Raw genomic sequence first — 21944 nt, forward strand, 5'->3', positions numbered from 1 at the left:
AACCTCCAATCGGTCGTCGTCTCGAGCCTAGGAGCAACGCATCCGCGCTTTCTTGATGCCGGTTGGATTATCGTGCGCAGACGGGCCCTCGCGGCGCGGATAATCGCCGGGAGGTGCCTGCCGGGGCCTCCCGCCCGCCCCGGGTAGCATGGACGCGATGAAGAAGACGACGGGCGCGCCCGAAGCCCCGAGCCACTTCCTCCCGCACATCCAGGGCCTCCGCGCCATCGCCGTGCTGCTCGTGGTGGTCTACCACTTCTGGCCCGGTCGCCTCACGGGCGGCTACATCGGCGTCGACGTCTTCTTCGTGATCTCGGGCTTCCTCATCACCCAGCAGCTCGCGCGCCAGCTCGAGCGCACCGGCCGCATCGCGCTGCCCGGCTTCTACGCCAAGCGGGCCCGCCGCCTCCTTCCCGCAGCCCTCGTGGTGCTGCTCTTCGCGAGCCTCGCCACCGTCTTCGTGATGCCCCTCTCGAGTCTCACCGAGAACGTGCGCGAGATCCTCGCCTCCACCTTCTATGTGGAGAACTGGGTTCTCGCGTTCAACTCTGTGGACTACCTGGCCGCCGCCAACGAGGCGAGCCTCGTGCAGCACTACTGGTCGCTCTCGCTCGAGGAGCAGTTCTACCTGTTCTGGCCCGTGCTGCTGCTCGGCGCCTCGGTCTTCGCCGTCAAGGTGCTCAAGCGGCGCAGGTGGGTGGGCCTCATCGCCGTGCTCGCCGTGGTGGGCATCGTCTCGTTCGTGCTCTCGGTCGTGATGACCGCCACCGACCCGGCCGCCGCCTACTTCGTGACCTACACCCGGGTGTGGGAGTTCGCGGTGGGCGGTGCGCTCGCCCTGCTGCCGAGGCTCAGGCCCACGCGCGCCTGGCTCTCGAACGTGCTCGGCTACGGCGGCATCGTCGTGATCCTCGCCTGCGGCTACCTCTTCGACAAGAGCACCCCGTTCCCGGGCTACATGGCAGCGATCCCGGTGCTCGCGACCGCCGCGGTGATCGTGAGCCACCACCGGGCGAAGCCGTGGGATGCGGGGCGCGTGCTCAGCATCCGCCCGGTGAGCTTCATCGGCGACATCTCCTACTCCCTCTACCTCTGGCACTGGCCGCTCATCGTGATCGCGCCCTACATCCCGGGCTGGGGCCTCACCACGGCGCACCGGCTCGCGCTCTTCGCGTTCTGCTTCGTGATCGCCTGGCTCACCAAGCGCTTCATCGAGGATCCGACGAGGCAGTGGCGCTTCTTCACCACGAGGCGACCGCGCGCGACCCTGCTCGGCGTGGTGGCCGCGATGGCCGTCTCGAGCCTCGTCGTGGGCGGCGCGTGGGCCGTGCAGCAGCCCAAGTACGACGCCGAGGCGAGCCAGCTCGCCGAGACCCTCGAGAATCCGCCTGAGTGCTTCGGTGCGGCGAGCGGACCGACGGATGGGCTGGCCCCCATCGATCCGGTCTGCGTCAACCCCGCCCTCGACGACTCCATCATCCCGAGCCCCGGCTTCGGCAACGCCGACCGGCCGAAGCACCCCGAGTGCCTCAGCACCCTCAACGACGCGAGCGTGCGCGACTGCCAGTTCGGCAGCGACGAGGCGGATGCGCCCCAAATCGCGCTCATCGGCGACAGTCACGCGTACGCGCTCATGGATCCGTTCATCGAGATGGCCGAGCGGAACGGCTGGCACCTCACGACCTACCTCAAGGGCGGCTGCCCTTGGTCCACCACGCCGCTCGCCGGCCGTGACGCCTTCGCCCTCTCGTGCGACGACTGGCGGGCGGAGCTCACCGCTCAGCTCGACGCGCACGAGCCCTTCGACGCCGTGTTCACCGCCGCCCTCACCGATCGCGACGTGCCAGGCACCTCCGACGACGAGCAGCTGTCGACGCTCGGCTACTCGGAGGCGTGGACTCAAGTGCTCGACCAGGGCACCCCTCTTGTGACCGTGGTGGACAACCCGGCCTGGGAGGACGACCCCAACAAGTGCCTGCGCACCGACGACGCCGCGGACTGCACCATGCCGCGCGAGGAGGGGCTCGCCGAGTTCGATCCGATCGCCGCGGCCGCCGAGGGCGCTGTTGCCGAGGGGCGCGACGTGACGCTGCTCGACTTCAGCGACACCTACTGCACGGCCGAGGAGTGCCAGGCGGTCGTGGGCGGCGCCAACGTCTATCGCGACGTCGACCACCTCACCCGCACGTTCGCGTTCACCCTCGGGCCGTTCCTGGAGCGCGCGATGAGCGACGCGATCGCCCGATGAGCGCCCGCGCACCGGGCCCGAGGGGCCGTCAGCGCGCCGTGAGCGCCAGGTGAGCGTGCTCGGGGTGCTGACCGGGTTCGGCATCATCGGGTTCGTCATCCTCGTGGGCTACGTCGTGCAGCGCATCGGGATCCTGCCTCAGGATGCGCGCCTGGTGCTCAACCGGGTGGCGTTCTTCGTGGCGACGCCCGCGCTGCTGTTCACGGTGCTCGCGCGGTCGCATCCGTCCGAGGTGTTCTCGGGGCCCATCCTCGTGACGCTCATCTCGGTGGTGGTCAGCGCGGGGCTCTACCTCACCGCCTCGCGCCTGTGGTTCCGGCGCCCGGTGGCCGAGACGACCGTGGGCACCGCGGCCTCGGCCTACGTCAACGCCAACAACATCGGTCTGCCCGTGGCCACCTACGTGCTCGGCAACCCCGGTCTCGTGGCGCCCGTGCTGCTGCTGCAGCTCATCGTGCTCGCGCCGATCACGCTCACGGTGCTCGACATCGCGACCCGCGGATCGGCCTCCGCCCGCTCGATCCTCACCCAGCCGCTCCGCAATCCGATGATCATCGCCTCGCTCGCCGGCCTCGTCTGCGCCCTGGTCGGGTTCCTGCCGCCCGAGCCCGTGCTCGCGCCCCTCGAGCTCATCGGGGGCGCCGCGATCCCGCTCGTGCTGCTCGCGTTCGGCATGTCGCTCGTGGGGCAGAAGCCGCTGCAGGCCGGGCAGGGGCGGGTGGAGATCGTGGTGTCGTCGTCGATCAAGCTCGTGGTGATGCCGGTCGTGGCGTACCTGGTGGGGCGGTTCGTGGTGCACCTCGAGTCGGAGCAGCTGTTCGGGGTGGTCGCGCTCGCCGCGCTGCCCACGGCGCAGAACATCTACAACTTCGCGGCGCGCTACCAGCGCGGGGTCATCCTCGCGCGCGACACCGTGCTCGTGACGACGATCGGATCGGTGCCCGTGCTGGTGCTCGTGGCGGCGCTGCTGGCCTAGGGGCCGCGGCGGGGCTCAGCTGAGCTTCTGCAGGGCGGCTGCGGCGCGGGCTGCGGCTCGGGCGGTGGAGTCGGCTGTCCGCTGGAGGGCCTGGCGCTGCTTGCGTGCGGTTGCGGCCTCGGAGGCGGCCTCGTCGAGCTCCTCCTGCAGCTGCTCGATGCGGGCCTTGAGCTCGCGCTGCTCGAACGCGAGGCGGTCGCGCCGCTCCCGCAGCTCCTGGGTGCGCAGGTCGAGCGTGGCGAGCTCGGCGGCAGCATCCTCGGCATCCTGCCTGGCCTCCTCGGCCTCCTTCTTGGCCGCGGCGCGCTTCTCGGCGCGGAGCGTCGCTCGCGAGGGCTGGACGGTCTCGAGGATCGTGGGTGCGGAGTGGGAGCGCCCGGGCGAGGGCGAGGGTGAGGACGAGGTCGAGGACGACGGCGACGAGGGCTGGTGTGCGGGCTTGGGTGCCGGTGCCGCCGTCTCGAGGCCCACCGGCAGCGCGCCCGCCAGATCCACCGCGTCAAACCCGGCCGTGGCGAGGGTGCGCACGAGCAGTCCCGTGCGCAGGGCGGCCTCGGCCCCGGCATCCGTGAGCGCGGCCTGCAGGGTGGACTGCACCTCCACGGCCGCCGACTCCGACACGGGGTTGCCGAGCTCGTCGCCGAGCTCGCGGGCCGAGCGGGCGGCGGCCGCGAGCAGGCGCTGCCTCTCCTTGCCGAGGTCGCGCACCGCCACGCGGTCGAGCGATCCCGACTCCCGGAGGCGAGCACCGAGCGCGAGCAGCTCGTCGACGTCGTCGGCGCGGTGGCGCACGAGCTGGTTCACGGCCCAGGCGGCGACCGAGGGCTTCGTGAGCTTGCGTATGCTCGCGGCGAGATCCCGATCGCCCTCGTCGGAGGCGTCGGTGGCGTGCCGCGTGCGCTCGGCCACGAAGTCGGCGGGCCGGGCGGCGTAGAGCTCGAGGGCGATGCGCCCGAGGTTCTCGGCGGCGTCGCGCAGCTGAGCGGAATCGGGCTGCCTCGCCATCCGTCACCCGCCTCTCGTCCACGCTGCACCCACCGGCCAGGTGCACTCCGATCCTGCACCCACCGGCCCCGCACCTGCCACCGGCGAGCCTAGGCCGACCACGCCGTGGCACGATGGTGGCCATGCCGACGCGACTCCTGCTGCTCGCCGACACCCACCTGCCCAAGCGCGCCAAGCGGCTGCCGGATGCGGTGTGGCGCGCGGTCGACGAGGCCGATGTGGTGTTCCATGCCGGCGACTGGGTCGACCTCGCCACACTCGAGGCCCTCGAGGGCCGGGCCCGACGGCTCGTGGGCGTGCACGGCAACAACGACGGCCCCGAGCTGCGTGAACGACTGCCCGAGATCGCGCGGATGGAGCTCGAGGGTCTCCGGTTCGCGATGATCCACGAGACGGGCGCCGCCACGGGCCGGGCGGCGAGGATGGATGCCGCCTTCCCGCGCGCCACGACCGATGTGCTTGTGTTCGGCCACAGCCACATCCCCTGGGACACCGTGACCCCGGCCGGCCTCAGACTGCTGAACCCCGGCTCGCCCACCGACCGCCGCCGCCAGCCCGTGTGCACGTTCCTCACCGCGGTCGCCGACGACGGCGCGCTGCGCGACGTGCACCTGGAGCCCGTGCACCGCGACCTCGAGTAGCCCCTGCATCGCTACCGCGGGCACGGCAGCCCCGTGCACCGCGACTCGTAGCAGGTTCATCGGATCTTCACACGCGCTCCACCCCGCTTCCGCGCGTTGCCCACGGAACGCCGCGAGGGTGGAGCCGCGCGACCGCGCTCACCACTCCGTCCACCACGAAAGTCAGCGATGCCTCGACACACTGCTTCCGCACGACGCCCTCTCTCCCCCACCTCGGCCTCGGGGGAGGCCGAACCCACCGGTCCCACTGGCCCCACGGCTCCCTCTGATTCCTCCGGGCCCGCTGTGCGCCCCTCCCGCCGGGCCGCCCTCGTGACCTCCACCCTCACCGCCGGCGCGCTCCTGCTCGCCGTCGCGGTCGTCGACCCGCAGCAGGCACTGGCCGCCGGCGAGCCGGGCACCGCAGCGAGCACCGATCCGGTCGGCGCGCTCGAGCTTCTGAGCGATCCCTTCCTCCAGGCGCCGGGGGAGTCGAGCGTGAACGTGGTCTGGACCACGGAGTTCGCAGGCTCCGAGAGCGTGGTGCTCGTCGGCGACACCGTGGGTGCCCTCACCGAGGACCAGCTCGACGAAGCCGCCGCAGGCGCGCTCGCCGGCATCGCGGTGTACGACGCCGACAGCGCACGCTTCTCACGCCTCGTCGAAGACGCGGGTTCGTACATCCCCGCCGAGGAGAAGCCGGCCGCCGGAGTGGCCGAGCGCGAGGTGTGGCGGCACGAAGCCGTCGTGACCGGGCTCGAGCACGGCGAGCGGGTGCCCTACCGGGTCGTGTCGTTCGGCGACGCGGCGACCGAGCTGGCCGCATCCGGCGCCTTCTCGCTCACCCCGGCTCCCCAGGCCGGAGACGACCAGCGCATCCTCATCACGAGCGACCACCAGGCCATGAGCAACACGGCCGCCAACCTCGAGAAGGCCGCAGAGACCTTCGGCGACATCGACGCCGTGTTCCTCGCCGGCGACCTCGTGAACCAGCCCGACCGCGCGTCGGAGTGGTTCGACGACACAAGGGGCGGCGCATTCTTCCCCGTGCTGCAGGGCAACGCCGCACGGGCCTCGACCAACGGCGATGTCTACCGTGGGGCCGAGATCCTGCAGAACGCACCGATCTACCCCGCGATCGGCAACCACGAGGTGCAGGGCAGGGTCGACGGTGCCACGAGCATCTCGGGATCGTTCAACGCCCCCGTTCCGCGCGACGTCGCCCTCGCCGAGTACGAGAAGGTGGCCGCCACCGTCAACCCCACGGGCGACGCCGCGGTGAAGGAGGCCTGGCTCGAGGACAACTCGTTCAGCTCCACCACCTACGAGGAGATGTTCACGTTGCCGGAGTCGGCCTCGGGCGGCGAGCGCTACTACGCCGTGACGGTCGGCGACGTGCGCCTCATCTCGCTCTACTCCACGCGCATCTGGCGCGGCGAGTCCGCTCAGGCCGACCCCGCCGCCCGCACGGGCAACTCCCGCTACCAGGAGCTGCCGAGCGTGCTCGACACCCCGCTCTCGCAGGGTCACGGCGAGTTCATCTTCGAGCCGATCGACGACGGCAGCGCCCAGCTCGAATGGCTCGCGGGCGAGCTCGAGAGCGAGGAGTTCAAGGATGCGCGCTTCCGTGTGGTCATGATGCACGAGGGCGCGCAGACGATGGGCGGCAACGTGATGCCGCACTTCACCGACCCCGTGCGCATCGAGGAGACCAACGCCGAGGGTGAGCTCGTGGGCATCCGCTACGACTACCCGGCATCCGAGAACCACCTGCTCAACGACCTCGAGCCCATGCTCGAGGAGGCGGGGGTCGACCTCGTGCAGCAGGCGCACAACCACATCTGGAACCGCTTCAAGTCGGAGAACGGCGTCAACTACCTCGAGACGTCGAACACGGGCAACACCTACCGGGTGTTCCACGAGCTGAGCGGCAACTCGCGCGGGGTGCCGCCGCTGCCGTGGGATGCCTCGAACTACCTGCCGCAGGGCAACCCGGGTGGGCTCGAGCCCATCATGCCCACGGGGCAGGCGCCGGTGAACGCCGCCGGCGTGAAGACGCCGTTCGTGCAGAGCAACGACCACGCGGTGTTCACGCTGCTCGACACCGGATCGAACGAGGTCATCAGCTACATCTACGACGTGCGCACGCCCGAGGTGGCTCCGGTGGAGCTCGACCGGTTCTCGCTGGGGCGCGAGGCCGTGGAGCCGACGCCCGAGCCGACGCCGACGCCCGAGCCGACGCCGACCGCGACGCCCACGCCCACTGCGACGCCTACGCCGACGCCCGTGCCCACCGGCACCCCGACCCCGACCCCGGTGCCCTCGCCCACGTCGATCCCACCGCCCGCGCCGACGACCCCGGGTGCGAACCCGACCGTCACCCTCTCGGCCTCCTCGGTGGTGGCCGGCGGCAGCGTCTCGGTCACGGGAACGGGCTTCGGCTCGAGCGAGGAGGTGGCGGCGACCCTGTTCAGCACGCCCCACCACCTCGGCACCAAGACGGCCATCAACGGCACGGTGCGCATGACGGTCGCCATCCCGGCCGACACCCCGGTGGGAACGCACCGCATCGAGCTGCGGGGCGCCACGACCGGCCTCTCGGCGTTGGCGGAGATCACCGTCACCAAGGCCGCCGTGGCGGGAGCACCCGGTGACGGGTCGCTCGCCAGCACGGGAGTCGACGCGACCCTCGCGCCGACCCTCGCGGGTGTGCTCGGAGCGCTTCTCCTCGGCGCCGGCGCACTGCTCTGGCGCACGGGACGCCGCGCGCGAGCCTGACCCGCCCACACGGGCAGTCGCGCGCCTGACCGCACGCACGAACGAGGGGCCGGGAGTCGCATCCCGGCCCCTCGTCTCAGTGGCGTTTCTCCTCGTGTCAGCGGGTGATGGCGCGCACGAGGTGCTCCCAGCCATCGGCGAGGCGCGCGATCGGCGGCTTGCTGCCCGGCGGCACCGTGAGGATGGCCTCGAGCACGGCGTGCAGTTCGAATACGAGCACCGGGATGTCGCCCTGCACCCCCGCCTGCCTGAGCAGCGTGGCGATGTGCAGCTCCACCACGCGGCGGGCCGGCACGGCGTAGTGGTCGTGGGTGGGTGCCGACGCCGCGCGCAGCAGATCGCCCTGGGTCGAGAGGATCGCGATGCGCTCCCGGCCGAACGCCACGAGGCGCTCCACCGGTGGCGCTCCCGGACCGAGCGGCGGCGGCCCGCCGAGGAAGCGGCTCTGGAAGTCGCGCTCCACGTCGTCGAGCAGCGCCACGAGGAGCCCCGACCGTGAGCCGAAGCGCCGGTAGACGGTGCCCTTGCCCAGTCCGCACTCCGCGGCGAGCCGATCCATGGTGATCCCGGCGACCCCTTCGACGGTCACGATGCGCCGGGCGATCTCGAGCAGCCGGGCGCGATTGCGCGCCGCATCCGATCGCACGGGGGCCGGAGGGCCGACCTGCGGCACGAGCGGGCCCGCTGTCTCACCCACCCCGGTCATGCGTGAAATGTAGCACGCACGGAATAAACGGACCGTAGTCCGGTTATAGTCGGACGACCGCTGTGCCGTTCCATCCGGGCGGCCCGACCTCCAGGAGAACAATGACCGACAAGAACGTGCTCGTGCTCGTGGGCAGCCTCCGTACCGCCTCCACCAACCGTCAGCTCGCCGAGACGGCCGTCTCGCACGCTCCGGATGGCCTCTCGCTCTCGCTCTACGAGGGCCACGGGGAGCTCCCGCTCTACAACGAGGACCGCGACATCGAAGGCGCCCTCCCCGCCGAGGTCGTCGACCTCCGGGCCGCGATCGCCGCGTCCGACGCGGTGCTCGTCGTCACTCCCGAGCACAACGGCACCCTGCCGGCCAACCTCAAGAACGCGATCGACTGGGCGTCGCGCCCCTATGGCGTGGCGGCGATCGTGGCGAAGCCCGTCGCCGTCATCGGCACCGCGTTCGGCCAGTTCGGCGGCGTGTGGGCCCAGGACGAGGCTCGTAAGTCGTTCGGCATCGCGGGCGCGAACGTACTGGGCGAGCACACGCTCTCCATCCCGAACTCGGTCGTGCGCTTCGCCGAGACGCACCCGAGCGACGACTCCGAGATCGTGGAGCAGCTCCAGGCGTTCCTCGCCGGGTTCGCCACCGCGCTCGACGGGATCGAGGCGGCGGCGGCGGAGGAGGCGGCGGGCTCGCAGCGCGACGCCGACGCGGCCTAGCGAGAGCTAGATCGCATCCGGAGACGGGGTGGTGGCCTGCTGCTGCTGAGCGGCCACCGCCTCGGCGTACTCCTTCTTGACGGTCTCCATGTCGAGGCCGCGCACCTGCTTGATGACGTCTTCGAGCACGGTGCCGGGGAGCGCTCCGGGCTGGGCGAAGATCGGGATGCCGTCGCGGTAGCCGACGAGCGTGGGGATCGAGGTGATCCCGTAGGAGGCGGCGAGCTGCTGCTGGTCCTCGGTGTCGACCTTGGCGAACACGATGTCGCTGTGCTCGGCGGAGGCCTTCTCGAACACGGGGGCGAACTGCTTGCACGGGCCGCACCAGTCGGCCCAGAAGTCGATCAGGACGATGCCGTCTGCGACGGTCTCGTCGTGGTTGTCGATGGTCAGAGTCTTCGTGGACATGCATCCATTAACGGCACAGCGGCTCGGGAATTCCCAGCCGTCGTCGCGCGCTCTCAGCTCACGTGCACCTCGGGGCGGTGGGTGCGATCCCGCTCCGCCCTGCGCAGCACCTCGCGGGTGACGGGGGCCACCTCGCCCGCTCCCGTGATGAGGTAGCGGAACATGTTCGAGATGGGGCTGCCCTCCGTCCACTCGAAGTAGACATCCGGAACCACACCCGTGAGGTCGCGGATCTCGAGCAGCACCGTGGCGATCGTGTTGGGCACGTTGGCGCTCGTGACCTTGAGCACACGGAAGCCGTCGGCCACCTCGCCCGTGACATGGAGGTCCTCCTCGAAGTTCGACGAGTCCTGCAGGTGCACCTCGAGGAAGATCACGGGCGAGCGCTGCGGGATGCCGCTGTCGCGGCGCTCCTCCTTGATCTTCTGCCGGTACTCGTCGGGAGAGTCGGACACGTCGGGCTCGTGCGCGATGATGCGGATCGAGTCGTACTCGTCGGCATCCGTCAGCACGTAGTCGAGCGCGGCGGCGTCGAGGGTGATGGAGGTCGCGCGCAGCTGGAACGACCGCTGCACCCGCGAGATGATCGAGACCGCGATGATGCCCACGATGAAGAGCGCGGCGATGCGCACGCCGTCCGGCCGCTCGATGATGTTCGCCACGGTCGTGTAGACGAAGACCAGCGTGACCACGGCGAAGCCGATCATCGCCGCCTTCTGCTTCTTGCGCCTGGCCGAGAGGGTCACGGCCACCGAGGCGGAGGTGATGAGCACGAGCACGCCCGTGGCGTAGGCGCCTGCCTGCGCGTCGACGTTGGCGTCGAAGACGAGGGTGATGATGACGGCGATCACGAGGAACACGATCACGAGCGGCCGCACGAGACCGGCCCAGTGCGGTGCCATGCCGTAGCGCGGCAGGTAGCGGGGCACGAGGTTGAGCAGGCCTGCGAGGGCGCTCGCGCCGGCGAACCAGAGGATGGCGATGGTGGAGATGTCGTAGACCGTGCCGAAGCCCTCGCCGAGGTACTCGTGGGCGAGGTAGGCGAGTGCGCGGCCGTTGGCGGGGCCGCCCGCCTGGAAGGCCTCCTGCGGGATGAGGAGGGTCGTGGCGAGGCTCGACGTGATGAGGAAGGTCGACATGATCACGGCGGCCGTGGTGAGCAGGCGCTGGGCGCCCCGGATGCGCGCCACCGGGTTGGCGGGGGTGTCGCCCGGTGCGCCCTTGATCTGGGGCATGACGGCCACACCCGTCTCGAAGCCGGAGAGCCCGAGGGCCAGCTTGGGGAAGGCGATCAGCGCGATCGCGATCATGACGAGCGGATCGCCGTGCTGGGTCGTGAGCGCACCCCACCAGTCGTCGATGACCTGCGGGTTCTCGAACACGTGCGTGAACGCCACCACCACGACGACCGCGTTGAGCACGAGGAAGAGGGCGACGACCACGACCGCGATGCCGATGGCCTCCTTGAACCCGCGCAGGAAGACGACGGCGAGCAGGGCGATGAGCAGGAGCGTGATGGGCACCTGCTGGCCCTCGAACCAGCTCGGGGCGAAGGGGTTCTCGATGGCGTGCGCACTCGCATCCGCTGCGCTGAGCGTGATGGTGATCATGAAGTCGGTGGCCGCGAAGCCCAGCAGCACGAGCACCACGAGCTTGCCGCCCCACCAGGGCAGGAGCTTCTCGAGCATGGCGATGGAGCCCTCGCCGCGGTGGCTCTCGCGGGCCACACGGCGGTAGACGGGGAGGGCGCCGAAGAGTGTGACGAGCACGAGGACGATGGTGGCGATGGGGCTCAGCAGGCCCGCGGCGAGGGCCGCGATGGCGGGCTGGTAGCCGAGGGTCGAGAAGTAGTCGACACCCGTGAGGCACATGACGCGCCACCAGGAGTGGGTCTTCTCGGGCTTGGCGGCGCCGGGGCCAGGGTGCTTGCCGGCCTGATCGGTGCCGTCGGCGAGCCAGCGGGCGAGGCGGCTCTGCGCCTTGCCTGCGGGCCGCGGATCACCCGGTGTGAGGCTCTCGGCGGCGCCGGGGTTCGAGGTCATGGCTCCATCTATACACGCATCCCCCGACGCGCCGGTGCCGACTTCTGCGCGACTTCTGCCCCGCCCTTGACATGCGCCCGCCGATCGCCTTGACTGAGGCATCCTCATGATGAGGAATCTTTGACAATCGGGGATGCGATGACAATTCGATGGCAGTGGGCAGGCCCGCGACGGGGACGCTTCGTGATCGTGGTGGCGGCTGCGATCGGTCTGGTGATCGGTTCGGCGGGGATCTCGGCGAGCTACGCCGACGCGCCGGGAGTCGCCCCTGGTGCGGGCCAGACCGTTCTGGTGAGCACGGACAGCGCCGGCACCCGCTTCGACGCCGCGGCGATACAGGCATCCGTCTCGGCCGATGGGCGATTCGTCGTGTTCGCATCGGAGGGATTGCGTACGGACCCGATGTCGGGCGGCTTCCAGGTGTATCGCAAAGAGGTCGCCACCGGAGTGACGCGTCTTGTCAGTGCGACGGGAGATGGTGGGCCACCCGCCAACTCGCACTCCACGCAACCGTCCATCTCGGCGGACGGGCGCTACGTCGCCTTCCTGTCGGAGTCCACCAATCTCGATCCTCACGCCGCCGGCGCGGGTCTCCAGGTCTTCGTGCGCGACATGGCACCCGGCGGCGGCACCCGCCTGGTCACTGTCGACAGTGCGGGAATCCAAGGGAGCAACGGTCAGGCCAATGCGCCGAGCATCGCCGGCGACGGCATGTCGGTGGTGTACGAATCGCTCGCGACCGACCTGGTCGCCGGTGCGGCGCCGAGCGGGGTGCAGATCTACCAGACCAGGCTCGACAACCCGTCAGGGGTGACGACCGCGTTCATCAGCCTGCAGGACTCGCGGCGGTATCCGATGCCGGACGTCGCGGGGTCGGATGCTCTGGAACCATCGAGCTCGTTCGACGGTTCCGTGGTGGCCTTCTCGTCCAGGGCCACGAACCTCACCGCAGACTCCGCCGGCGGCCGCAGCCAGGTCTTCGCGCACACCGTGCTCACCGGGACGACGCAGCTCGTGAGCGCGGGCGTTGCAGAACTGGCGGCGGGGGATCGTGATTCGGGCGAACCGTCGATCACGGCCGACGGCACCGTGGTGGTGTACTCCTCGAAGGCATCCAACCTCACCGGAGGCGCGGCAGGGACGTCGGATGTGATGCAGCAGATCTTCCGGCGAGTGCTCGCGGGGCCGCGGGCCTCCACGCTCGTCAGCCTCTCGATCGATGGCACTGCTGCCGGCAATGGGATCTCGACCACTCCGGCAGTGTCACCCGATGGGGGTCACGTCGCCTTCATCTCCGCGGCCGGTGATCTGCTCGCAGCCGACTTCCGCGCTCAGTCGCAGGTCGTTCTCCGATCGCTGAGCGCCGAAACCACAACCCTCGTCAGCGCTGTGCGCACCGATCCGCTCCGTGGCGGGAACAACAGTTCGCGGGAACCATCGGTGTCGACGGGCGGGCGGTTCGTCTCCTTCGTGTCCGCCGCCTCCGAGCTCACCGACGTGGCTCCCGCTTTTCTGCAGGTCTTCCTCCGGGGGACTGCCTCGGCCGTCACGACCACGCCCACGCCGACTCCGTCGGGGCCGCCCGTGTCGAACTCGGTGATCGAGCGGATCGGGGGTGCGGATCGGTTCGCGGTGTCGGCCGGGATCTCGGCGAAGAAGTTCAGCCCGGGGGTGCCGGTCGCGTACGTGGCGTCGGGGGCAGTGTTCCCTGACGCGCTGTCGGGTTCGGCGGCTGCGGGGGTCGGGAGCGGGCCGGTGCTGCTGGTGCAGAAGGATGACGTGCCCGCGGTCATCGGCCAGGAGCTCGGGAGGTTGAAGCCTCAGAGGATCGTGGTGCTCGGCGGCACGGCAACCGTGTCGGCCTCGGTGCAGACCGCCCTGGCGGCGTACGTCTCCGGGCCGTCGAAGGTCACCCGGGTGGACGGGGCCGACCGGTACGCCGTGTCGGCTGCCGTGTCGTCGTCGTTCCCGGCCGGGGCGCCGGTGGCGTACGTGGCGTCAGGGGCGGTGTTCCCAGATGCATTGTCCGGGTCGGCTGCCGCCGGTCTCGCGGCCGGGCCCGTGCTGCTCACCACGAAGGACAGTGTGCCGGCGGTCGTGATGGCCGAGTTGTCGCGGTTGGGGCCCAAGTCGATCGTGGTGCTCGGCGGCACGAACACGGTGGCGGAGTCAGTGGTGGGTGAGCTGAAGCGGCTGCAGCCGGCCACAACTCGCGTTGCGGGTGCCGATCGGTTCGTCGTATCGGCTGAGGTGGCGGAAGTCTCGTTCACGGCTTCAGGAGGCACGGTCTATGTGGCATCCGGACAGGTGTTCCCCGATGCGCTGTCGGGGTCAGCTGCCGCGATCGGTGCTGCGGCGCCCGTGCTGCTGGTCACGGCGGACACGGTGCCGCCCAGTGTTGCCGCGCAGCTGACCCGACTGAAGCCCACCCGCATCGTGGTGCTCGGGGGTGCCTCCACCATCTCCGAGGTGGTCTACGAGAAGCTGCGCACGTACCTGGCCAGCTAGTCGGTGGGATGCGGCCTGCGGGGGTCAGCCGAAGATCATGGGGCGGTCGTCGTCGTCCTCGTCGGGGGTGATGTCGAGGTCGACGACGACGGGGACGTGGTCGGAGGGGGCGTCGCCCTTGCGCTCCTCGCGGTCGATGCTGGCCGCTGTGACGAGGGACTGGAAGGCCGGCGATCCCATGATGAAGTCGATCCGCATGCCCTCGTTGCGCGGGAAGCGGAGCTGCTTGTAGTCCCAGTAGGTGTAGCCGGTGGGCACGAGGGGGCGCACGACATCTGCGAGCCCGAGGTCTTCGAAGGCGCGGAAGGCCGCTCGCTCGGGCTCGGAGACGTGGGTGGAGCCCTCGAAGAGCTCGCGGTCCCAGACGTCGGAGTCGAAGGGGGCGATGTTCCAGTCGCCCATGAGCGCGAGCGGCTGGTCGGGGTGCTCCGCCATCCAGCCGCGCGTCTGCTCCGCGAGCTCGTGCAGCCAGGCGAGCTTGTAGGTGTAGTGCGGGTTGTCGAGGTCGCGGCCGTTGGGCACGTAGAGGCTCCACAGCCGCACGTCGTCGACGGTCACGCCGAGGGCGCGGGCCTCGAGGGGCAGCGTTCCGTCGTCGAGCGCCTTGCCGAAGCCGGGCATGCCCGTGAACGTGCTCTCGACGTCGTGCATCGGGAGGCGGCTCGCGAACGCGACTCCGTTCCACTGGTTGAGGCCGTGCAGCACGACCTCGTAGCCGGCCTCCTGGAAGGCCTCGAACGGGAACTGCGACTCCTTGCACTTGATCTCCTGCATGGCGAGGACGTCGACGTCCTGCCGCACGAGCCAGTCGACCACCCGGCCGACTCGGGCGCGGATGGAGTTCACGTTCCAGGTGGCAACACGCATCCCCCCACGCTACCTGGCTGGATCGCTGGCCTTCGCCTGCCGAAATGAGTTAGTGTCATGAAATGAGGAAAAGTCTGTTTCGGGGTGCTGGGGTTGCCGGGCTTGGCGGGGTTGTCGGCGTGGTCGGTGCGCTGGTGGCGGCGTCTGTCGTCGTTCCGTCGTCTGCGGTGGTGGCGCTGCCTGCCGGTGGGGCGGTCGCGACGGTGGTGAGCTCCTCGCCCACCGGGGTGCCGGGCAACGGAGAATCCTCGGAGCTGTCGATGTCGCACGACGGGCGGTACGTCGCCTTCGTGTCGAAAGCCACAAACCTCACCTCCACGTCCGGTTCCGCCGCGCAGGTCTATCGCAAGGACCTCGAGACGGGCGAGGTCGTGCTGGTGAGTGCTGATGCGGCCGGGCAACCCGGCGACGATGGGTCGAGTCAGCCGACCATCTCCGGCGATGGCTCGAAAGTGGCCTTCGTGTCGAGGTCAACGAATTTCGACGGCGGCAGCAGTGGTTTCACGCAGATCTACGTCCGAGATCTGACAGCACCGGGAGGTGTTGTGCTTCTCACGCGGACTCCCACCAATTGGCCAGGCAACGGATTCTCGTACGACCCCGCGATCTCCGCCAACGGGAACATCGTTGCGTTCACCTCCGCGGCGACCGACCTGGTCGAGGGAGCGACCTCACGCGGAACCCAAGTGTTCGCGGCATCTCTGGGGGTGCCCAAGACGATCAGCTTCGTCAGCCTGCAGAATCTGAGGTTGGATCCCGACCTGGCCAATGAGACCGCGAGCCACCCCTCGATCTCCGCCGACGGGTCGATTGTCACGTTCACCTCGGCGGCCTCCAACTTCGCGGCTGACACTCCGAAGTTCAGGACGCAGATCTGGATGCGGAACCTCGCAGCGGGTAGCACCGCGCTCGTTAGCCGGGGGCCGACGGGCAATGGGACCACTGTGGACAGTGCTGGATCGGTCGTCTTGGCCGACGGATCCAAAGTGGTCTACAGCGAAGGAGGACAAATCACACTCAGCGACCTGGTCAGCGACAGCAACACTCTCATCAGCGCAGACCGCACCGGCCTTGGGAAAGCGGACGGAACCTCTTACGCACCCGCCATGTCGGCCGACGGCAGCGCTGTCGCGTTCGTGTCGCAAGCGCGTAACCTCACGACCTCGTGGACCTTCACCTCGCAGGTCTACCGGCGCGACCTCCGTTCGGGAGTGACGACGATGATGAGCACGGCCGCACTCGACCCCACCCGGGGGTCGAGCCAAGGAGCGGAGGACTTCGCGATGTCGGGGGACGGCAGCACGGTGGGCTTCAGCACGTGGGACCGGACGATCACGGATCCGCCAGCGACCGGCAAGCAGATCTACGCCCGGGAGATCGCTGCCCCCAGTGTCGACCGCATCGGCGGGGCGGATCGGTACGGCGTGGCGGCCGGAGTAGGGGCCGACACCTTCGGTTCGGACCGCGACGTCGTCTATGTGGCTACCGGCGCCGGGTTCGCGGATGCGCTGTCGGCTTCGGCCGCGGCCGGGGCGGGAGGTGGCCCCGTGCTGTTGGTGACGGCGGACGCGATCCCCACCGATACCGGTGCCGAGCTGGCGCGTCTCAGGCCGCGCAAGATCGTGGTGGCTGGCGGGGTCAATACGATCTCACCCGCGGTGGAAGCCGCCCTCAAGAAGTACAGCGCCACGGTGGAGCGCATCGGGGGAGTGGATCGTTACGCGGTGTCTGCCGCCATGGCGGCCGCGGCGTTCCCCACGGGCCCTCTGCAGAAGGTGTACCTGGCATCGGGGCAGGTGTTCCCCGATGCGCTCGCCGGGGCCGCGGCCACCGCCGGCAGGGGGCCCGTTCTCCTCGTTACGAAAGACGGGGTACCCGATCCGGTGAAGGCTCAGCTGGCCAGGCTGGCGCCGTCGGAGATCGTGGTGCTCGGCGGTCCGAACACCATTTCGGAGGCGGTGCTCGCAACGCTGCCTAGGTCGGCGACGGTGACGCGGGTGGGCGGTGCAGACCGGTTCGCCGTGTCGGCGAACGTGTCTGCTGCCAATTTCGATCCTCATGTCGGCACGGCCTATGTGGCCTCCGGTGCGGTCTTCCCGGATGCGCTCTCCGGGTCGGCGGCCGCCATCGCCAACCATGCGCCGGTGCTGCTCGTGACTAGGGACGGCATCCCCGAGGCCGTGGCCGCAGAACTCGAACGGTTGAAGCCGCGGCGCATCGTGGTGCTCGGCGGTTCGGCCACCGTCTCGGATGCGGTGCAGAGCGACCTCGGGAGGTTCCTCGTGCCCTAGGGATCGCCCGAGTCCCCGCCGCTCACCGAGACGGGTGCCAGCCCTAGGCTTTTCATATGGGGAGACCTGCCAGGCGCGACGCCGCCGAGAAGCGCGGTGAGGGGCGCGTCGTCGAGACGAACGCCGCCGCTGAGAGCAGCGCCGGCGCGGAGGCGAGGTTGCGGCGGAGGGTCGAGCTGCGGATCGGGGAGCGGATGGAGCGCTTCGAGGTGCCGATGGCTCGGGTGACCACGGTCACCCACAAGACCCTCGCCCTCTTCCCCGCACGGGTATGGCGGCGGTTCCTCGCCGGCAACGGGTTCCTGCTCTCGTCCGGCATGAGCTACCAGGCCCTGTTCGCCGTCTTCGCGGCCGTCTACATCACCTTCGCGGTCGCCGGCATCTGGCTCATCGGGTCGCCCGAGACGCTCGACGCCCTCATCCTGCTCATCAACACCTACGTGCCGGGACTCATCGGCGACGACGCGATCATCCGCGCCGCCGACCTGCAGCAGATCGCGCAGTCGAGCGCCTCGGTGCTCACCATCACGGGTGTGGCCGCGCTCGCCGTGCTGGTGTGGACGGCGATCGGCTGGATCACCTACTCCCGCATCGCCGTGCGCGCCATCTTCGGCATGCCGCGCGACCGCCGCTCGTACCTCTTGCTCAAGGCCCGCGACCTCCTGGTGTCGCTGACCCTAGGCATCACGCTCTTCGTGGCGGCCGTGCTGAGCGTGGCGAGCACGGCCGCCCTCGACTGGATCTTCTCGCTCTTCCCCGACGCGTTCGTCGACTTCTCCACCACCCTCGTGCGCGTGATCGGCCTCGCCGTGGTCTACGCGATCGACACGGCGGCGCTGCTCGTGCTGTTCCGCTTCGTGGCGGGCGCCAGGCTCACCCTCAAGCGCATGGGGCTCGGCGCGCTGCTCGGCGCCGCGGCCCTCCTGCTGCTGCAGGTGCTCGGCTCGCAGCTGCTCGGCGGCGCCACGAGCAACCCGCTGCTCTCGACGTTCGTGGTGTTCATCGCGCTGCTGCTGTGGTTCCGGCTGACGAGCGTGGTGACGCTCGTGGCGGCATCCTGGATCGCCGTCTCGGCCGAGGACAAGGGCGAGGCGCTCTACGAACCCACCGCCGAGGAGCGCGCCGCCCTCGAGTACGACGCGATGCTGCTCGCCGCCGAGGTGCGTGTGCGCGAGGCGCGGGCCGAGCTCGAGGCGGCCACCTGGTGGCGGCGGCCCGGCGCGCGCTGGCGCACCGATGCGGCCGAGGAGGAGCTGCAGTCGCTGCTCGACCGCGGTGTCGCAGAGGCCCCGGCTAAACTGCTTCCGTGACCGACGCGCGCAGCCAACTCATCGAGTACATCTCGTCCGACGCCGTGTTCCACGGCGACTTCACGCTCACGAGCGGCAAGAAGGCGAGCTACTACGTCGACCTGCGCAAGGTCTCGCTCGACCACCGGGTCGCCCCGCTCATCGGGCAGGTCATGCTCGACCTGATCGCCGGCATCAAGGATGTCGACGCCGTGGGCGGGCTCACCATGGGTGCCGACCCCATCGCCTCGGCCGTGCTGCACCAGGGCGCCGCCCGTGGCCTCTCCTACGACGCCTTCGTGGTGCGCAAGGAGCCCAAGGACCACGGTCGCGGCCGCCAGGTCGAGGGCCCGGATGTGGCCGGCAAGCGCGTGATCGTGCTCGAGGACACCTCCACGACCGGCGGATCGCCGCTCGCCGCCATCGCCGCGCTCGAGAAGGCGGGGGCGATCGTGGTGGGGGTGGCCGTCGTGGTCGACCGTGGCACCGGGGCCGGCGAGCGCATCGAGGAGGCCGGATACCCGTACCACTACGCGATCGGACTGGCGGACCTGGGCCTGGAGTAGCCATGACCGACGAGGGTGCGTCGACCGGGGTGCGTGAGTCTGACACTGCTGTGGACCATGAGGGCGGATCGAGCGGCGGTGGTGGGGCTCGCGACGCGCGGTTCGTGTGGGTCGTGCTCGTGGTGGGTGTCGTCGTGGCTGTTGGGGTCGCGGTGGCGTTGTTCTTCGCGGGGATGGCGGCTGGTGGATCGGCGGCGGGGGCGGGCGCCGGTGGATCAGGCCAGTCGGACCAGGTGGACGAGTCCGTGTCCGGCGCATCCGGATCGGCGACGGCCGCTCCGTCGGAGGCTGCGGCCATGACGGCTCCTCCCACGAGCGACCCCGCTCCCGAGGCTGCGGCGGCCGCGCCGACCGGACCGGTCGGGCCCGGTGTGCACGACTGGAACGAACTGAGCGGCGGCGAGTGCCTCGGCGGCTTCACGTCGCCCTGGAGCGAGCAGTTCACCGTGGTCGACTGCGCGGGCGAGCACAACGCCCAGCTGGTGACCCGCGGATCGTTCACCGACCCCGCCGATCCCGCCAGCGCTGCGGTGCCGTTCCCCGGTGAGGCCGAGCTCGCCGGGCGGCTCAACCTGCTCTGCACGGCGCCCGCGGTGCTCGACTACGCGGCGGCGGGCGCGCTCCCGGATGCGCAATGGCAGGCGGCGTATCCGGTGACCGAGGCGGAGTGGGTGGCGGGAGAGCGCAGCTACTACTGCTTCTTCAGCCGCACCTCGGGCGAGCCGCTCGGCGCCTCGCTGGTGGCACCCGCCGGCTGACGGGCTGAGCGCTGACCGCAGACGGGCCGATGACGTCGCTTGCTGAGTGAAGCTCAGCAATGTCGGCGGCGCGGGCTAGAGTGAAACGACCATGAACGCACTCGCTCATCGCCGCAGGTTCTCCGCCGCCGCAGCCGCCGGGGCGGTCTTCGCCGTGCTGCTGCTCGCCCTCGTGCTGCTCGCCGGGGCACCGGCGGCGCGGGCGGATGTCGACGACTTCGAGTTCGCCTCGTTCGACGGCCGGTACGAGCTCGGCATCGACGCCGAGGGGCACTCGACCCTCACCACGGTGGAGGAGTACGTGGCGGTCTTCCCTGAGATCGACCAGAACCGGGGCATCCGCAGGGCGCTGCCCCTCACCTACCAGGGGCACCCCACCGACCTCGAGCTCGTGAGCGTGACGGACGAGACCGGCACGCCCCGACCATTTGAGACCGAGACCGACGACGAGAACCTCATCGTCACGATCGCCGCCGACGACTACGTGCACGGCGAGCAGAGCTACGTGCTCACCTACACGCAGCGCGACGTCACCGGATCCTTCGAGAACACCGACGACGACGAGTTCTACCGCGACACCAACGGCACGATCTCGGCGCAGCCGATCGCCGTGCACACCACCACCACGGTCGTGGCGCCGGAGCTGGTGAGTGCGCTCACGGGCGAGACCGGGTGCTTTGTGGGCCCGGAGGGATCGACCGACACGTGCACCATCACGCGCGCCGGGGTGGGCACGAGCGACGACGCGGAACCCGACACCACGAGCACGGGTGCCGAGACCGCGCCGGCCGAGGCGGCGGTGTTCACCACGCTCAACGAGAACCTCGCGCCTGGCGACAACGTGACCGTCGGCATCGCGTTCGAAGCAGGCACCTTCACCGAGCGCGACACCGCGTACTTCTCGGCGGCCTCCGGCTGGGTGCAGGCGATCGCCACGCTGCTCGCTGTGTTGGTGGGGGTGCTCGCAGTCGTCTACAGGCTCACGGCGTTGCGCGATGCACCGGGCAGGCCCGTGATCGTGCCCGAGTTCACCGTCCCGCCCGGCGCCGACCTCCTCATCGCGTCGGCCGTCATGAAGCGCACCACGAGGTCGTCGGCGGCGTCGTTCGTCGACTTCGCCGTGCGGCACAACATCCAGATCGTGGAGCGGGTCGACGAGGGGGTGCTGTCGTCGAAGCCGGTCTACTGGCTGCAGCTGCTCACGGCGGAGGGTCTCAACCCGCACGAGCTCGCTCTGGCGCGGGCGCTGTTCGGGCCCGAGCTGAAGCCGGGGGCGTGGCGCGAGCTCAAGAAGAAGGATGCGGGTCTGGCGAAGGAGATCCAGTCGCTCCGCACGGCGACACGCAAGCGGTCGCTCGCGGAGGGGTACTTCAAGTCGGGTCTCGGATGGCCGGGGTCGCTGCTGCTCATCGGGTCCATCGTGCTGACCGTCGTGAGCTTCGTGACGGGGGTGATGTCCTCGGACGCCGGGCTCGGCGGGCCGTGGCCGGTGCTGCTCATGTTCGTGTCGATCGGCGTGGTGGTGCTGGTGCTGCTGACCGCGTTCCGCTCGCCGTTGACCGCGAAGGGTGCGGAGCTGCGGGACTACATCGAGGGCATCAAGATGTACATCGAGTGGGCAGAGGAGGAGCGCTTCCGGTTGCTGCAGAGCCCCGAGGGGGCGCTGCGCTCGGGGGTCTCGGCGCCTGACTGGGGGCAGGTGGTGAAGCTCTACGAGAAGCTGCTGCCCTACGCCGTGCTGCTCGGTCTCGAGACGGAGTGGGCGAAGGTGCTCGGCACCTACTACGAGAGCCTCGACACGCAGCCCGACTGGTACGGCGGCAGCACGGGCTTCAACGCCTACGTCTTCGCCTCGAGCATCGGCACCCTCAGCACGAGCACCGGTTCGGCGTTCACCGGCACCTCGAGCTCCAGCTCGAGCGGCTTCTCGGGCGGCGGAGGCTTCTCGGGCGGCGGAGGCGGCGGCGGAGGAGTAGGCGGCGTCTGACGCCGGCCCACTGCACCCGAGGCGGGGCGGCTCGTGGTCCAGGCGGGTGGGATCGGCGCGGGTGGGGGGTGGGAAACCGGCGGACCCGCGAAGATGGCGTGCGGTCGAGGCGGGCGAACCGCGCTAGCCGGGCGGAGCCGACGGGTGCGAACGGTGCTAGCCGGACGAGGGCGGATGGTGGT

General features: G+C 70.1%; 16 protein-coding genes. 11 read left to right on the forward strand and 5 right to left on the reverse strand.

Annotated elements, in window-relative coordinates:
* The first annotated feature begins 157 nt into the window (after positions 1-157).
* Together ACEXQC_RS09010 and ACEXQC_RS09015 are read left to right on the forward strand one after the other, a co-directional pair.
* Positions 158-2248: an acyltransferase family protein gene (locus ACEXQC_RS09010; RefSeq protein ID WP_374820631.1), complete on the forward strand. Its 2091-nt coding sequence runs from the start codon at positions 158-160 to the stop codon at positions 2246-2248.
* Between the two features lie 55 nt (positions 2249-2303).
* Positions 2304-3224 carry an AEC family transporter gene (locus ACEXQC_RS09015; protein WP_374822023.1) on the forward strand — a complete coding sequence of 307 codons (921 nt, stop codon included), beginning with the start codon at positions 2304-2306 and terminating at the stop codon, positions 3222-3224.
* Between the two features lie 15 nt (positions 3225-3239).
* On the opposite strand, the gene ACEXQC_RS09020 is transcribed toward ACEXQC_RS09015, so the two are convergent.
* A complete protein-coding gene (locus ACEXQC_RS09020; protein WP_374820633.1) occupies positions 3240-4229 on the reverse strand; it encodes a hypothetical protein in 990 nt (329 codons plus the stop codon).
* 122 nt (positions 4230-4351) lie between these two features.
* On the opposite strand from ACEXQC_RS09020, the gene ACEXQC_RS09025 reads away from it, so the two are divergent.
* A complete protein-coding gene (locus ACEXQC_RS09025) occupies positions 4352-4870 on the forward strand; it encodes a metallophosphoesterase family protein (protein WP_374820635.1) in 519 nt (172 codons plus the stop codon).
* A 168-nt stretch (positions 4871-5038) separates the two neighbouring features.
* Positions 5039-7627 carry a metallophosphoesterase family protein gene (locus ACEXQC_RS09030; protein WP_374820638.1) on the forward strand — a complete coding sequence of 863 codons (2589 nt, stop codon included), beginning with the start codon at positions 5039-5041 and terminating at the stop codon, positions 7625-7627.
* Between the two features lie 97 nt (positions 7628-7724).
* On the opposite strand, the gene ACEXQC_RS09035 is transcribed toward ACEXQC_RS09030, so the two are convergent.
* A complete protein-coding gene (locus tag ACEXQC_RS09035) occupies positions 7725-8333 on the reverse strand; it encodes a TetR/AcrR family transcriptional regulator (protein WP_374820640.1) in 609 nt (202 codons plus the stop codon).
* Between the two features lie 101 nt (positions 8334-8434).
* Here ACEXQC_RS09035 and ACEXQC_RS09040 point away from each other — a divergent pair, with 101 nt between their 5' ends.
* The gene (locus ACEXQC_RS09040) at positions 8435-9046 is read left to right on the forward strand and encodes an NAD(P)H-dependent oxidoreductase (RefSeq protein ID WP_374820643.1); all 612 of its coding nucleotides are present in this window, start codon (positions 8435-8437) and stop codon (positions 9044-9046) included.
* 6 nt (positions 9047-9052) lie between these two features.
* On the opposite strand, the gene trxA is transcribed toward ACEXQC_RS09040, so the two are convergent.
* Both trxA and ACEXQC_RS09050 read right to left on the reverse strand, forming a co-directional pair.
* Positions 9053-9454, reverse strand: coding sequence for a thioredoxin (gene trxA / locus ACEXQC_RS09045; RefSeq protein ID WP_374820646.1), 402 nt, complete (start codon positions 9452-9454; stop codon positions 9053-9055).
* Positions 9455-9507: 53 nt separating this feature from the next.
* On the reverse strand, positions 9508-11496 hold the full coding sequence (locus tag ACEXQC_RS09050; protein ID WP_374820649.1) for an APC family permease: 1989 nt from the start codon (positions 11494-11496) through the stop codon (positions 9508-9510).
* A 138-nt stretch (positions 11497-11634) separates the two neighbouring features.
* Here ACEXQC_RS09050 and ACEXQC_RS09055 point away from each other — a divergent pair, with 138 nt between their 5' ends.
* A complete protein-coding gene (locus tag ACEXQC_RS09055; protein WP_374820652.1) occupies positions 11635-14004 on the forward strand; it encodes a cell wall-binding repeat-containing protein in 2370 nt (789 codons plus the stop codon).
* Positions 14005-14028: 24 nt separating this feature from the next.
* On the opposite strand, the gene ACEXQC_RS09060 is transcribed toward ACEXQC_RS09055, so the two are convergent.
* The gene (locus tag ACEXQC_RS09060) at positions 14029-14871 is read right to left on the reverse strand and encodes an exodeoxyribonuclease III (RefSeq protein WP_374820655.1); all 843 of its coding nucleotides are present in this window, start codon (positions 14869-14871) and stop codon (positions 14029-14031) included.
* A 62-nt stretch (positions 14872-14933) separates the two neighbouring features.
* On the opposite strand from ACEXQC_RS09060, the gene ACEXQC_RS09065 reads away from it, so the two are divergent.
* From ACEXQC_RS09065 to ACEXQC_RS09085, 5 genes are all read left to right on the forward strand, one after another.
* Complete coding sequence (locus ACEXQC_RS09065) at positions 14934-17162, forward strand: cell wall-binding repeat-containing protein (RefSeq protein ID WP_374820658.1); 2229 nt, start codon at positions 14934-14936, stop codon at positions 17160-17162.
* Positions 17163-17218: 56 nt separating this feature from the next.
* Entirely contained in the window at positions 17219-18472 is a 1254-nt protein-coding gene (locus tag ACEXQC_RS09070) for a YihY/virulence factor BrkB family protein (RefSeq protein WP_374820661.1), read from the forward strand.
* Positions 18469-19017, forward strand: coding sequence for an orotate phosphoribosyltransferase (gene pyrE / locus ACEXQC_RS09075; RefSeq protein WP_374820663.1), 549 nt, complete (start codon positions 18469-18471; stop codon positions 19015-19017). Before ACEXQC_RS09070 ends, pyrE begins: the two co-directional genes overlap by 4 nt.
* Positions 19018-19019: 2 nt before the next feature.
* Complete coding sequence (locus tag ACEXQC_RS09080) at positions 19020-19775, forward strand: septum formation family protein (RefSeq protein ID WP_374820666.1); 756 nt, start codon at positions 19020-19022, stop codon at positions 19773-19775.
* Between the two features lie 91 nt (positions 19776-19866).
* Complete coding sequence (locus ACEXQC_RS09085; protein ID WP_374820669.1) at positions 19867-21762, forward strand: DUF2207 family protein; 1896 nt, start codon at positions 19867-19869, stop codon at positions 21760-21762.
* The last annotated feature ends 182 nt before the right edge of the window (positions 21763-21944 follow it).

Origin of the sequence: Herbiconiux liukaitaii, assembly GCF_041927495.1 — a bacterium.
Classification (GTDB): Bacteria; Actinomycetota; Actinomycetes; order Actinomycetales; family Microbacteriaceae; genus Herbiconiux; species Herbiconiux liukaitaii.

Bases quoted from the DNA above. Each gene is read 5' to 3' on its own strand.
- ACEXQC_RS09030 (WP_374820638.1), top strand. From the start codon at position 5,039: ATGCCTCGACACACTGCTTCCGCACGACGCCCTCTCTCCCCCACCTCG.
- ACEXQC_RS09040 (WP_374820643.1), top strand. From the start codon at position 8,435: ATGACCGACAAGAACGTGCTCGTGCTCGTGGGCAGCCTCCGTACCGCC.
- ACEXQC_RS09060 (WP_374820655.1), bottom strand. From the start codon at position 14,871: ATGCGTGTTGCCACCTGGAACGTGAACTCCATCCGCGCCCGAGTCGGC.
- ACEXQC_RS09055 (WP_374820652.1), top strand. From the start codon at position 11,635: ATGACAATTCGATGGCAGTGGGCAGGCCCGCGACGGGGACGCTTCGTG.
- ACEXQC_RS09025 (WP_374820635.1), top strand. From the start codon at position 4,352: ATGCCGACGCGACTCCTGCTGCTCGCCGACACCCACCTGCCCAAGCGC.
- ACEXQC_RS09020 (WP_374820633.1), bottom strand. From the start codon at position 4,229: ATGGCGAGGCAGCCCGATTCCGCTCAGCTGCGCGACGCCGCCGAGAAC.
- ACEXQC_RS09080 (WP_374820666.1), top strand. From the start codon at position 19,020: ATGACCGACGAGGGTGCGTCGACCGGGGTGCGTGAGTCTGACACTGCT.
- ACEXQC_RS09010 (WP_374820631.1), top strand. From the start codon at position 158: ATGAAGAAGACGACGGGCGCGCCCGAAGCCCCGAGCCACTTCCTCCCG.
- ACEXQC_RS09035 (WP_374820640.1), bottom strand. From the start codon at position 8,333: ATGACCGGGGTGGGTGAGACAGCGGGCCCGCTCGTGCCGCAGGTCGGC.
- ACEXQC_RS09070 (WP_374820661.1), top strand. From the start codon at position 17,219: ATGGGGAGACCTGCCAGGCGCGACGCCGCCGAGAAGCGCGGTGAGGGG.
- ACEXQC_RS09065 (WP_374820658.1), top strand. From the start codon at position 14,934: ATGAGGAAAAGTCTGTTTCGGGGTGCTGGGGTTGCCGGGCTTGGCGGG.
- ACEXQC_RS09085 (WP_374820669.1), top strand. From the start codon at position 19,867: ATGAACGCACTCGCTCATCGCCGCAGGTTCTCCGCCGCCGCAGCCGCC.
- trxA (WP_374820646.1), bottom strand. From the start codon at position 9,454: ATGTCCACGAAGACTCTGACCATCGACAACCACGACGAGACCGTCGCA.
- ACEXQC_RS09050 (WP_374820649.1), bottom strand. From the start codon at position 11,496: ATGACCTCGAACCCCGGCGCCGCCGAGAGCCTCACACCGGGTGATCCG.